The sequence below is a fragment of the Candidatus Omnitrophota bacterium genome, from assembly GCA_030695905.1.
GTDB lineage: Bacteria > Omnitrophota > Gorgyraeia > 2-01-FULL-45-10 > 2-01-FULL-45-10 > CAZHPY01.
The window spans coordinates 1-11913 of sequence record JAUYOL010000004.1 but is presented as its reverse complement, the minus strand read 5'-3'; the positions used below and the strand labels follow the sequence as shown (position 1 = coordinate 11913).

Sequence of the window (11913 nt, the reverse complement as noted above, 5' to 3'; positions counted from 1 at the left end):
ATATTATCTATCGCTTCGCGATGGCCTGCCTCACAGGCATATATGCATCTTTTATATTAAGGTATTTTAAAGACTCGTCTACGACATTTTTAAAAACAGGAGCGGCCACATCACCTCCATAATATACAGGCCGCGGCTCATCAACACATACAGCTACAGCGAGGACCGGTTTCGACACCGGAGCAAAACCTATAAATGAAGCCACAAAGCTATCGTGCGAGTACAAACCACCGATTACCTTCTGCGCCGTGCCGGTCTTTCCTCCCGCGCTGAACTCTTCCATCTTGGCCTTTTGCCCTGTGCCGGATTCAATGACACCCATCAGGAGCCCTCTTACCTTGGCCGCAACCTGTGGAGAAATGACCTTCCTCGTCACCTGGATAGGAAACTCTTTCACCACTTCGCCATCTTCATCTATGATCTTTTTAACTATACGGGGTTTGACTAAAAATCCGTTATCCGCTATAACCGCCATCGCGCGCGCAAGCTGCATGGTCGTGGAGGTCACCTCCTGACCCATCGGTATCGCATACATGCTTGATGGGGTCCAGCCAGCCAGGGGCCTGTTCATGCCTACTACCTCACCCGGCAAATCTATGCCTGTCCTTTCATAAAATCCGAAAAGACGCATATACTCATACATCTTCTTGGGTCCAAAAAGACTGGCTACTTTTACCGTACCTATGTTGCTGGATTTTTCAATGACCTCCTTAAATGTTAATATACCATGCGGCCTGTGGTCATGTAAAACCCTTTTGCCTATCTTCCAGGCGCCGTTTTCGCAATTAAACTTGTCATTGAAATTTACTACATTTTCTTCAAGAGCGGCGCTCGCGGTAATGATCTTAAATATGCTTCCCGGTTCAAAAAAATCATTTATAGCCCTGTTTCTTAAAGATTCCGTTGACCTGTTAGACACATTGTTAAGGTTAAAATTGGGATAACTGGCAAGCGCGAGGATATCGCCATTCTTTGGATCCATCACTACAATAGACGCGCCTTTCGCGTGATATTTATCGTACATTTTAAATAGTTCTCTTTCGGCTATATTCTGTATAACGTCGTCTATCGTAAGTACAAGGTTGTAACCATTTCTCGGGGCCAAAAATTCTTCCTGGTAGGATTTTAACAGGTTTTTCTTCGCGTCCTGCATAGATACCAGCCACCCGCCCTCGCCTTTAAGATAACTATTATAAAGGGATTCGAGGCCTTCCAAGCCCTTGTTGTCGATATCGACAGAGCCGAGAACGTGGCATGCTAACTGCAGGTTGGGATAGAATCTCTTTGACTCTTCGACAAAGTCTATGCCTTTAAGATTGCATTTTTTCAGGTCAAGGGCTTCTTTTGTGGTAATCTTCCTCTTTATCCACACGAACCCTTTGTCTCTGGAAATTTTTTCCGCAACAACATTTTTATCTAAACTTAATACGGAAGCGAGGATTTTTGCGGCCTGGTTTTTATCTTTTATCTGGCGTGGATTTGCAAATACTGATTCCCTGTTAAGATTAACCGCGAGAACGCGCATATTTCTGTCGAATATGGTTCCTCTTTTCGGCTGTAGTTTTTCAGAAAATGCGTGCTCTTCATTGGCTAACTTATGAAAAAAAGGATATCTTACTGCCTGGAGATAAAATAGACGTACGATAAGAAGCATTAAAGATAGGAGAAAAAAAAGAAAGACGAATACCTGGCGAGTCCTAAAAATTCCGCTATGCACGAACTGAAAATCCTTAAAACTGTGCTTATGCTATTAAAATCTATTTTTCTCTGGCGTGCGCTTCTGCGCGTCCTGCGAGAAAATCAAAAAATCTAAAAATGGGCGTCCGTTCTTCGAGATTAGATGTGCCCAAAACAGGCAAAGCTCTTGAATACGAATGCGCCTTTGACAAAATAATAACCTGCCCCTTCTTAGGGTAAGAAACCGCGACCTTCTTCAGCGAAAGAGCGTTCTCCAACCTGGAGGGTGACTCTAAATTGGATATATTATAACGCAGGATATCCCTCTGGTCAAGCATCTCCTTGACCTTTTTATCCTTGCAATCTATTTCGTAACTTAACTTAACCAGCTCTATCTGCTGGTGAACATATACTAACGCCGCGACCGTTAATATCAATATCGATATCGCGTACCTTGCGATTCTCATAATTGCTATTTAATCCTTTCCGCTACTCTCATCTTTGCGCTTCTTGCGCGCGGATTATTAAATACTTCATCCTGCGAAGGCGTCAAAGGCTTTTTTGTTATAATTTTTAAAATCCCTAATTCCGCATACCCTTTAAACAAATTCTTTACTATTCTATCTTCAAGCGAATGGAACGATATCACTACTATCCGTCCGCCGGTTTTCAGCCAAAATATAGCGCTCTTTAAACCTTCTTCCAGGGATCTAAGTTCGTCGTTTACCTCTATCCTTATAGCCTGGAATGTCCGCGTCGCAGGATCTATCCTGGAATTTCTGTATCTGTATCCGACTGCCCTGCGCACAATCAGCGCCAATTCCTGAGTTGTCTCTATCGGTTTTTTCTGCCTTGCGTAAACTATGTAGCGGGCAACTTTATTATGGAACCTCTCTTCGCCGTATTCTTCTATAATATCCGACAGGTCTTTTTCGCTGTACCTATTTACGATATCATAGGCCGTTATGCCGGACCTGGGATCCATCCTCATGTCGAGACGGCTATTGTTTTTTATACTAAACCCTCTTGACGTATCTTCTATTTGGTAAGACGATATGCCGATATCCAAAAGGATGGCGTCCAAGTCTTTTGCGTTCTCTTTCGAGAGTATCCTGTCGATATTCCTGAAGTTGTCATTCACTAATGTGAAAGAGCCGCTAAAATCTTTTAATCTTTCCTGCGCTATCTTTAACACGCTGGCGTCCGCGTCTATGCCTATCATGCGGCCGGCCGGGGTTATCATCTTAAGTATCTGGAGAGAATGCCCGCCGCCGCCGACCGTCCCGTCTACCACGATTGAACCGTGTTTCAAATTCAAAGAACTTATAGCCTCTTCAATCATTACACTCTGATGCACACTACAGATACTCCGCTTATTATAAAAGTTTTGTTAATATCTCGAACTTATGGAAAGAAAATTTTTTCACGTTATCTGAATCCATGCCAAAAAAGGACGGATCGCTGTTAAGAGCCCTTACTCTTCTTAAGCGCTCGATAAACGCGTCCATGTTGGCATTATAGAGTTTTACTTTTTTGCCGCACTTGCGATATCTGGGACTCATACAAGCCACCTCCGATCTATATTATTACCCTTCCGCAGACATTAGGCTTTCGGCTATCTCTTCGTAAGAGCCTTTGGAAGTTTTATAATACTCCTGCCATACTTCTTTCGACCAGACTTCCATTCTGTTCGAAACGCCGATAAACATTATGTCCCTTTTTATCTCGGCAAAATCCTTAAGATATTTCGGAAGAAGGATTCTGCCCTGCGCATCGCATTCGACCAGAGCCGCGCCGGAAAAATAAAGCCTGTTAAATTTTCTCGATTCAGATTTTGTAAACGGAATGGATTTAAATTTTGCCTCCTGCGTCTTCCATTCATCTTCGGTAAATAAAAAGAGGCACTTATCAAGGCCTCTTGTGACGAACATCTTTTTTATGTCGTATTCCTTTAAAAAATCACGGAACTTCGACGGGATGATGATCCTGCCCTTCTTATCTATTGTATGCTCATATTCACCGTAGAACACAGATGGCCTTCCTCCACTTTATACCACTTTTCACCACTACGTGATATAAAGTATACACTATGCCACCACCCATGTCAAGCATTTATCATGTATATTTATTGCTAATAGTACTGATGGGATGAGGAACAAAAAGGGCGCTTCGAATTGAAGCGCCCTTTAAATATTAGCGAGCCTGTAAGCCGAGTTTTGTCTTATCCTGTTTGCACAGAATGAGATGGTCATCTATCTAGTCCCGCCATTACTGGCAGGATCAAGCGACCTTACCCGTCTCGATACTGACGTGTTTCGCTTCGCGGAATTTACTACCCGCTAACGAAGATCAATTTGCAGTAGGAGCGAGCAACTCCTTAATCGAGACCTATTTGGTCTTGCTCCGCGTAGAGATTGGTCGTCTCACTCTCCGTCATACAACAATTGACGGAGCCTCGTCTCTGTCCTCTAATCCTCGTCTTTCGACGGACGGCCATTAGCCGTTACGCTGCTCTTTAGAGCTCGGACTTTCCTCTCGCCGATCTTATCGGCGGGCGACCATCCGGCTCGCTAAAACTATATTAAACTCGCTAAGTTAATAGCTCTATTTACCAGCTTATCCGCTTCTTTATTCTTTGAGCGGTCTATGTGATTAATCTCGAAATTCTTAAAACTCTTCAACATATTAAGCGCTCTTTCAAAAAGCGGTTTCAGGTTCGCATCTTTTACTCGATACTCACCATTGATCTGCTTGACTACAAGCTCGCTATCCAGATTTATTTTTACCTCGTCGGCTCTTAGCATCAGAGCTTCTTCCAGGCCATAGATAAGCGCGTTGTATTCCGCGATATTATTTGTGGCCTCGCCTATATATTTCGAAACATCTTTTATCTTCTTGCCACCGGCATCCAGTATAACAACTCCGACCCCCGCAGGACCCGGATTGCCTCTGGCACCGCCATCTACATAAATTTCAAGGCGCTTATTCTTCAAGGTAAAGTATCCGAGCGCAGCTTCCACAAATAACAAGATCCTTCTTCATCCTTATCTCGTGTATAACCTGAAAAGGAAGTATCCTGAAACATCCCTGGCATGATCCGCCTGCCACCGGCACTACCGCAAGGCCGTCTTTCGCCTTTATTATCCTGTCATATCTGGCAAGAATTGTCTTATCCACCTTTTCCACAAGCGCAACCCTTTGCGTCTTTAGTGAATCTGCTTCTGCTTTTATGCGCTTGGTCTCTTCTTCTACTTTACGTTTCTGGTCATTCAGCTTTACCTCTTCGCCCTTCAAAAATTCTTTTTCCTTTGAGATCTTCCCATTTTCAATATCAACCTGATCGAATATCTTTAAAATATCTTCTTCTATCAAAGAGTTATCCGCTTTGATCCTGGCTATCTCTTCCTGCATCGTAGAGAATTCTTTGTTTGTCTTAAGCTGATACAGCTGCGTCTGCAGTTTCTTTATAGAGCCTTCTTTAGTCGCCAGATCATTCTCCCTGTCCCTGCGCTTTACCTGCATGGATTTTAAATTATCCTCGAGGGCTTTCAGGCCTGCCATCTTGGCTTTAAACTCTTCGTCGAGCTTCTTTAAATTTTCAGGCATGTCAAATAGGTCTTTTTCGCGCCTGAAAATTTGCGTATCGAGCCCTTGGAGTTCGACCAGTAACTTAATCTGTTCTTCGAGATTTATCATAAAATAATTTCCAGGAAGTGGTGGGCACTGGAGGACTCGAACCTCTGACCTCTGCGATGTGAGCGCAGCGCTCTAACCAGCTGAGCTAAGTGCCCGCCCTCTATACCCGCTAACCTTACAAACAACTCGTAAACTGAACTAGTATGGTGGGCCCGCAAGGACTCGAACCTTGGACCAAGAGATTATGAGTCTCCTGCTCTACCGACTGAGCTACGGGCCCACTATTTTAGAAGGTGTTATTATACTGAATTATCAGGAAAGTGTAAAGCGGATTTAATAATCCCAGGAATAGGGCTTGATCCATTTAATGACTTTGCCATTAGAAAATTCCACGCTGCCGCCCTTTTGATAAAACCATATCGTAGTAACACCTTCCACCGCGCGTTCCGGCTCTCCTAATATATCCTTTATCTGCCGGGCCGGCATATCCCTTAAAATCTTTGTCCACATCTTCTTATTGGTCAGCTGTCTGCCTTCCACCTGCTGGCCAACGTCCTTTAGGTATACGCTATGCGCATAATCTGCGGCTAACATTAACAGACAAGTCGCGATAAAAAAGATAACGCTTTTTTTCAGCATAACTTACTCGCCCGAGCCCATTGCCAAAAAGTTCTTCAATCTTCTTGAACGCGTCGGATGTCTCAGCTTCCTCAATGCCTTCGCTTCTATTTGTCGGACGCGCTCCCTGGTAACCTTAAATATGGCACCCACCTCTTCAAGCGTCCTCGGATAACCGTCACCTATTCCAAACCGCAGCCTCAATACCTTCTTTTCGCGCTCTGTCAAAGTACCCAATACGTCATCCATCTCTTCCTTCAACATGGAATAGGCCGTAGCATTTGCAGGAGACACAGCTCTTTTGTCCTCTATGAAATCACCGAAATGCGTATCACCCTCTTCGCCTATAGGCGTCTGCAGTGAAATTGGCTCCTGCGCTATCTTAAGGATGCCTCTTACCTTGTCTACGGGCATCCTCATCTTGTGCGCTATCTCTTCAGGCGTCGGCTCCTTTCCATTTTCCTGGACGAGCGATCTGGATATCCTTATCAATTTATTTATAGTCTCTGTCATATGCACAGGTATCCTTATCGTCCTGGACTGGTCGGCTATCGAACGTGTTATAGCCTGCCTTATCCACCATGTCGCATATGTGGAAAATTTATATCCTCTCTTATATTCGAACTTATCGACAGCCTTCATAAGCCCGATATTACCTTCCTGTATGAGATCTAAAAATGAGAGGCCTCTATTGGTATATTTTTTGGCAATGCTTACCACAAGCCTTAAATTTGCCGCAACAAGTTCCTTCTTATGCTTATTAAGTTTAATCTCGCATGATTTTACGAGCTTAAAATGTTCCCGCATTTCGTCAGCGGGCTCACCAAGATCCCTTTCAATTCTGTTCTTTTGCTTACGCAGCCTTTTAATATCATCCCTGCTTCTTGATTTTCTGGCTCTGGCTAACTGCCCTTCGACTTTGGAATGTTCTACAAGGCATTCCTCTATTTTCTTCACCATCTCTTCAACAACCGGCATCGCGAAATTAGCCTCTTTTACCAGCCGTCCTATGCTCGAAGGGGTCCTGGCTTTTCTCAAGCCATCCGCCAGGCTCGCCATCTTCTTCTTCAGTCTTGAAAGCTTAAACTTTGGATCTATATTGAGGAACTCTTCTACATTTACCTCTTCCTTTAAGGCCTTGTCCAGTATTTCAAGCGCTTTAGTCTTAGCAACCGGAAGATCTGAAACGACATCCCTCAGCTTACCTTCCGAATCTTTTATCTTACCGGCTATTTCAAGTTCTTCTTTTCTGGTCAAAAGCGATATCTGGCCCATCTGCCGCAGATACATCTTTACCGGGTCGTCTACCTGCACCGTCCTGGCGGGCTCTTCCACAACCGGCGCCACCTCTTCCTTCTTTTCTTCCACTCCTTCTTCCGCGGGTTTTTCGGTAAGTTCCTCTTCTGTATCTACAAGTTTTATATTTTCATCGCCTAATACGCTTAGTATTTCATCTATCTCTTCCGAAGAAACTATATCTACAGGCAGTATATTATTGACCTCTTCGAACGTAAGATGCCCCTTCTCCTTACCCAGGGCTATCAGTTCGGAAAGTTCCTTGGATATCTTCCTCTTTGCCGCCGGTTCTTTAATTTCCGGCTTCACTTCTTTTTTGTTCTTGGCCCTCAGGTCGAATTTCTTGAAGATACTCTTCATCCTGGGCCTTCTGATTATTTTTCTTCTTTTCATTATCTTCCTTTTACTTTTTTTCATTCTTAAGTCTTATTCACTTTCAAAAGCTCGGTATACTCACTAACAAGCTTCGTAACCAAATTGTCATCGTTAGAAGCATGCGCAACCTTTATGGCGTCCTGAAGCCTTGAGAGCCTGTCCTTTACGTTGTCCCTCTTTATCTTTGCTATACAATCCAAGAGTATCTTGTCTTTATTATCCAGCGTCTCCGATATATGGACAACCTCGGATATAAGATCTGAAGCGTCTTCGTTATTGTCGAAATGATTCATCAGCCTGACGGCTGTTATATTCTTTTCTTCTCTTGATAGATCGTAAACCGCTTTGATAACATCTCTTACCAGCGAGTCCTTATACTCATCCAATGTCAGCGACTCCTTGGCGCGCCGCACAAAACTCTCCCCTTCAAGCAGCAGGGCCAATACCATCTTCTCGGCGCTCTTCGAATCCTTCCTTGCTTCCACCGGCGTAACATTATAGGTACGCGCCCCATAATCCGGTTTTACTTTTCTTAATTCGGTCCTTATTGACTCTTCGTCCACGGATAATTTTTCAGCTAATTTCTTCACGAGATTCGATCTCAACACCGCGTTCTCTATCCTGGAAATGGTCGGCAGCATCTCTCCGGCTATCGCAGCCTTGCCATGCGCTGTTTTAATATCGAATCTGGATGACAGTTTGTACAGCTTGTAATCAAATAGGTTCTTACTGGACTTTGTCATCTTTATGAAATCATCCGTCCCGAATTTTCGTATATAATTATCGGGGTCAAATCCTTTGGGCAGCTCCGCTATATAAACATTCACCCCTTCACCTATGAACATATCCATATTGCGCAGGCTTGCCGCTTCGCCTGCCTCATCCGGGTCATATACCATTATACTGGTGTTAGCAAACCGCTTTAAAAGCTTCACCTGGTCTATAGTAAGAGCCGTGCCCAGCGTAGCTATTATATTCTTCGCGCCGGCCTGATAGGGTATGATAAAATCGAGATAACCTTCCACTATCAGCGCATAACCCTGCTTCTTTATTTCGTCTTTGCTGAGATTTAACCCATATAAATGCCGGCCCTTCGAATATATGCATGTCTCAGGTGAATTCATATATTTTGGAAGGCTCGAATCCAGCACTCTCCCGCCAAACCCTAACACCCTGCCCTTAAGATCAAATATTGGGAACATGAGGCGTTTTCTGAACCTGTCGTAGTAGCCGCCCTTCTCATTGGATATCGCCAGGCCCGCCTTTTCAAGGATCGCGCCATCAATGCTTCTCTTCTTAAAAAAATTCAATCCGTTTTCCCAGCCGTCAGGGGCATAGCCTATCCTGAAGTTTTTTATTATCTCTTCGCCTATGCCTCTTGAGACCAGGTAATCTTTTGCCGCCTGGTTACGATTAAGGTTTTCCTGGAAAAAGGATATCGCGAGTTCGTTTATCTTATATAGCTGGTTCGCAAGAGAGGAAAACTCCTTACCCTGCGGGCCAAAACGCGGCAATTTTATGCCGGCCTTTTCAGCCAGCGCCTCTACCGCTTCGGGAAATTCCAGGTTTTCATGCTTCATCACAAAACTAAACACGTTGCCGCCGGCACCGCAGCCAAAACAATGATATATCTGCTTATCAGGACTGACTATAAAAGATGGCGTCTTCTCATGGTGAAAAGGGCACGGCGCTCTATAATTCCTGCCTGCCTTCTGAAGCGGGATATAGCGCGATATGACCTCTACTATGTCCGACCTGGTCTGTATCTGGTCTATTATATTCTGCGGTATCGCCATTCTATCTTCTTACTCTGACAAATCCCGAACAAGGGATTATGCGCATCTTCTCTTTCTTTTCGATTTCATCCAAAATTAGATTCAGCCCGAGATTATCACTGGCAATATGGCCCGCTATAACGACGTTTATCATCTCGGCCTTCGCGTTTTTAAAATGCTCTTCACCCAAGTGCATCGCCACTATAGTGCCTACACCGGCCTGGGAGAGGCGCGAAAATATTCTCTTGGGCCCTTCCGTGCCGCCGGTCATATCTACAAACACTTTTCCGGCCTTCTTCTTTGAATCGCCTATCAAGATGCGCGGCCCGGCATGTTTCTTTAGCCCATCCGCATACTCCGGGATACTCTTAAGTATATTCAGGACATCTTCAAGGGTTTTGGCATTTTTAGTATCAAATAATTTCTGAAGATAGTTATTAACATGATTATCGGCCGGCGTGTGTATGCACATAAATGGAATATCCAGCAAGCTGGCTACGTCGACGCTTCTTAAGTGATTTGCCGGAGCGACCGCGCGTTCGACCTCCCCCATCCTCTCTTTTAACAATTCTTTTCCGATCTCAAGAGGAATACCGAGTTTGGCAAGAGCGTTCTCCTGCAGATGCATTACATCGTAAAAATTGGCATACGCGGTACCTTCCGGATGGTGCGCGATAACGAGATCTATATCTTTGCCTTTTTCATTCAGGCGGTCCGCCACCAACAGCTCCGGCCCTTCCATGTCGACGCCAACTATCGCTGTCCTTATATCTTTTTCTGGATCCCCATACAGTATCCTTGTATCAGCATAAGGATTTACGAGGCGCTCTTTGTCATAGCATTTCGCGTCTACGCCTTTGAGCTTGCGAAAATACTTCTTCTCTTCAGAAAGCTGCTTAGTTATCTGGGTCTTGGAGCGCGGATCTTTTTCGATGCCTTTTTTGATGGCAAGTCTATAGATGTCTATTAATTTCATCTTAACTCTCCTTACTTTCTTAACCTTTTCTGACTCTTATTATTTATGAAAGCTATTTTTTGGGGGGAGCTTTTTTGGGAATGGTAGAATTATCCGATAAAAAAACTTTAGCTTTTCCGTGAATTTCGGGGCCTGCCATTAATATATACTTACCCGTAAGCGACCTTTCCTTTACCGACCATTGAAGATATGACAATGGTATAAGTGCCAAAATAGTAACAATCATCGCGATAATCACATAAGCCTTCAGTATACCCACAAACAATCCGCCAAATTTCTCTATCACCGGATGCCACTGGACCTTGACCATCTTGTCAAGAATGATCTTTATGAACTTTATAATGAACCCAAGCGTCACGACCAGTATTATGAACGCCAGGCAGTTTGACACCTCGGCCGGCATATTGCCCAGGTTCTGCGAAATGGCCTCACCAAGCCCTGTATAGTAATGCAGGCTTAATATAAATACCGCTACGGTGCCAAAAAATGGAAATATCTCATGGCTCAAACCGTCCATAAAAGCTACGTAACTTATTCTAACCATTAGAATTAAGACAACGATGTCTACCCAGTTTATTCTGGACAATATTTGCATAAGATAGCCTTTGGGGATAAAAAGTTTAATAAGTATATCATATAATGATATCATTGTCAAGGCAGCGGGAAATTGCGCATAAATATAGCCGCCGCAGCGTAAAACGCGCTGCGGCGGCTCGCTTTTTAACCTATCCTCCTGTTTTATACGTTATGGAGCCTGCTTTTCAGAAATTTGGACTCCAAAAAAGATAGTTTTGAGTTTATCTCATTACACATCCTTCTCGCTTTTCTATACATCGCATATTTCGATACTTTCCTGCCCGAAATATGATGCAGCCTTCTTGTTGCGGTGTACGGCATGCGGCACCTCCTGCTATTTTATCAGTGAGTTTTTGGCAAAACTTACTTTAAAAGAATGCAAAAAAGCTATCGTATATACATCTTTGTCGACGACAGCATAGAATGTGCCAAGAATTTTACACATAAACCTATCGGTACCACTTAGATCGCTATGTTCTTTCATTATATGAAAATGTCTTTTGATAGGCTCGCTTTTATTGTCCTGTACATTTACCCACTTGTTAAGCTCGTCATCGCTTTTAAGATGCGTGACATCCTTTATAAAATAGAAAGACCTTCTTTCGGTCTTAGCGACAACACCGTCCCGCTCAAACATCTCTTTTAATAAGATGTCTTTTTTGTGCGTTTGCACCGACCATAAGTTTTTGAATATAACTTCCCTCATAGCGTCACCTTATAAACTTTATAAATTTTTTTAATTAGTGTTCAAAAAAAATATCTCCCCCAACTTAATACAAGTATACATTACATAATAATGAGCGTCAAGGCACTAATACTAACTTTTTGAATGACTAACTTTTCTGCATTATCCACGATATGTGTGCACAAAGTTTTTATTCTCTTTTTGTTTTTTGTTTGTTTTTAAGGTAAATTATGGAGGTGGAAAGATGAGGTATATTATGAGAGATAGAGAGAGGGTGTTTGAGTTGCGCAAGAATATGA

Annotated in this window: 14 protein-coding genes, 2 tRNA genes and 1 other RNA gene; all 17 read right to left on the bottom strand. The window is 43.4% G+C overall.

Going from position 1 to position 11913, the window contains the following annotated elements; all coding sequences use genetic code 11:
• Positions 1 to 7: 7 nt before the first annotated feature.
• The 17 genes from Q8R38_00925 to Q8R38_00845 all read right to left on the bottom strand — a co-directional run bounded on the left by Q8R38_00925 (position 8) and on the right by Q8R38_00845 (position 11635).
• Positions 8 to 1654: a penicillin-binding transpeptidase domain-containing protein gene (locus Q8R38_00925; protein ID MDP3790592.1), complete on the bottom strand. Its 1647-nt coding sequence runs from the start codon at positions 1652 to 1654 to the stop codon at positions 8 to 10.
• A 103-nt stretch (positions 1655 to 1757) separates the two neighbouring features.
• Positions 1758 to 2144 carry a hypothetical protein gene (locus tag Q8R38_00920; protein MDP3790591.1) on the bottom strand — a complete coding sequence of 129 codons (387 nt, stop codon included), beginning with the start codon at positions 2142 to 2144 and terminating at the stop codon, positions 1758 to 1760.
• A 5-nt stretch (positions 2145 to 2149) separates the two neighbouring features.
• Positions 2150 to 3034: a 16S rRNA (cytosine(1402)-N(4))-methyltransferase RsmH gene (rsmH, locus tag Q8R38_00915; GenBank protein ID MDP3790590.1), complete on the bottom strand. Its 885-nt coding sequence runs from the start codon at positions 3032 to 3034 to the stop codon at positions 2150 to 2152.
• A gap of 19 nt (positions 3035 to 3053) precedes the next feature.
• Entirely contained in the window at positions 3054 to 3239 is a 186-nt protein-coding gene (locus Q8R38_00910; protein ID MDP3790589.1) for a hypothetical protein, read from the bottom strand.
• A 24-nt stretch (positions 3240 to 3263) separates the two neighbouring features.
• On the bottom strand, positions 3264 to 3707 hold the full coding sequence (gene mraZ, locus Q8R38_00905; protein ID MDP3790588.1) for a division/cell wall cluster transcriptional repressor MraZ: 444 nt from the start codon (positions 3705 to 3707) through the stop codon (positions 3264 to 3266).
• A 159-nt stretch (positions 3708 to 3866) separates the two neighbouring features.
• Positions 3867 to 4251: RNase P RNA component class A (gene rnpB / locus Q8R38_00900), an RNA gene on the bottom strand.
• 2 nt (positions 4252 to 4253) lie between these two features.
• Entirely contained in the window at positions 4254 to 4670 is a 417-nt protein-coding gene (locus tag Q8R38_00895; GenBank protein MDP3790587.1) for a ribonuclease HI family protein, read from the bottom strand.
• Positions 4660 to 5373 (bottom strand): C4-type zinc ribbon domain-containing protein, encoded by a 714-nt coding sequence (locus tag Q8R38_00890; GenBank protein MDP3790586.1) that lies wholly within the window; start codon positions 5371 to 5373, stop codon positions 4660 to 4662. The genes Q8R38_00895 and Q8R38_00890 overlap by 11 nt, the downstream gene beginning before the upstream one ends.
• A gap of 18 nt (positions 5374 to 5391) precedes the next feature.
• Positions 5392 to 5468: transfer RNA gene (locus Q8R38_00885), tRNA-Val, on the bottom strand.
• A gap of 49 nt (positions 5469 to 5517) precedes the next feature.
• A tRNA-Ile gene (locus tag Q8R38_00880) sits at positions 5518 to 5593 on the bottom strand.
• A gap of 53 nt (positions 5594 to 5646) precedes the next feature.
• Positions 5647 to 5952 (bottom strand): hypothetical protein, encoded by a 306-nt coding sequence (locus tag Q8R38_00875; GenBank protein ID MDP3790585.1) that lies wholly within the window; start codon positions 5950 to 5952, stop codon positions 5647 to 5649.
• A gap of 3 nt (positions 5953 to 5955) precedes the next feature.
• Positions 5956 to 7620 (bottom strand): RNA polymerase sigma factor RpoD, encoded by a 1665-nt coding sequence (rpoD, locus tag Q8R38_00870; GenBank protein ID MDP3790584.1) that lies wholly within the window; start codon positions 7618 to 7620, stop codon positions 5956 to 5958.
• 26 nt (positions 7621 to 7646) lie between these two features.
• Complete coding sequence (gene dnaG / locus Q8R38_00865) at positions 7647 to 9398, bottom strand: DNA primase (protein ID MDP3790583.1); 1752 nt, start codon at positions 9396 to 9398, stop codon at positions 7647 to 7649.
• Position 9399: 1 nt separating this feature from the next.
• Complete coding sequence (locus Q8R38_00860; GenBank protein MDP3790582.1) at positions 9400 to 10353, bottom strand: NGG1p interacting factor NIF3; 954 nt, start codon at positions 10351 to 10353, stop codon at positions 9400 to 9402.
• Between the two features lie 52 nt (positions 10354 to 10405).
• Positions 10406 to 10948 carry a CvpA family protein gene (locus Q8R38_00855; protein ID MDP3790581.1) on the bottom strand — a complete coding sequence of 181 codons (543 nt, stop codon included), beginning with the start codon at positions 10946 to 10948 and terminating at the stop codon, positions 10406 to 10408.
• A gap of 143 nt (positions 10949 to 11091) precedes the next feature.
• Positions 11092 to 11250, bottom strand: coding sequence for a hypothetical protein (locus Q8R38_00850; GenBank protein ID MDP3790580.1), 159 nt, complete (start codon positions 11248 to 11250; stop codon positions 11092 to 11094).
• 13 nt (positions 11251 to 11263) lie between these two features.
• Entirely contained in the window at positions 11264 to 11635 is a 372-nt protein-coding gene (locus Q8R38_00845) for a hypothetical protein (protein ID MDP3790579.1), read from the bottom strand.
• Positions 11636 to 11913 lie beyond the last annotated feature (278 nt).

What these genes read in the sequence shown, in the direction of transcription:
- Q8R38_00925 (MDP3790592.1), bottom strand. Translation starts at nt 1,654, where the DNA reads ATGCTTCTTATCGTACGTCTATTTTATCTCCAGGCAGTAAGATATCCT.
- Q8R38_00920 (MDP3790591.1), bottom strand. Translation starts at nt 2,144, where the DNA reads ATGAGAATCGCAAGGTACGCGATATCGATATTGATATTAACGGTCGCG.
- Q8R38_00910 (MDP3790589.1), bottom strand. Translation starts at nt 3,239, where the DNA reads ATGAGTCCCAGATATCGCAAGTGCGGCAAAAAAGTAAAACTCTATAAT.
- Q8R38_00890 (MDP3790586.1), bottom strand. Translation starts at nt 5,373, where the DNA reads ATGATAAATCTCGAAGAACAGATTAAGTTACTGGTCGAACTCCAAGGG.
- Q8R38_00875 (MDP3790585.1), bottom strand. Translation starts at nt 5,952, where the DNA reads ATGCTGAAAAAAAGCGTTATCTTTTTTATCGCGACTTGTCTGTTAATG.
- rpoD (MDP3790584.1), bottom strand. Translation starts at nt 7,620, where the DNA reads ATGAAAAGAAGAAAAATAATCAGAAGGCCCAGGATGAAGAGTATCTTC.
- dnaG (MDP3790583.1), bottom strand. Translation starts at nt 9,398, where the DNA reads ATGGCGATACCGCAGAATATAATAGACCAGATACAGACCAGGTCGGAC.
- Q8R38_00860 (MDP3790582.1), bottom strand. Translation starts at nt 10,353, where the DNA reads ATGAAATTAATAGACATCTATAGACTTGCCATCAAAAAAGGCATCGAA.
- Q8R38_00855 (MDP3790581.1), bottom strand. Translation starts at nt 10,948, where the DNA reads ATGCAAATATTGTCCAGAATAAACTGGGTAGACATCGTTGTCTTAATT.
- Q8R38_00850 (MDP3790580.1), bottom strand. Translation starts at nt 11,250, where the DNA reads ATGCCGTACACCGCAACAAGAAGGCTGCATCATATTTCGGGCAGGAAA.
- Q8R38_00845 (MDP3790579.1), bottom strand. Translation starts at nt 11,635, where the DNA reads ATGAGGGAAGTTATATTCAAAAACTTATGGTCGGTGCAAACGCACAAA.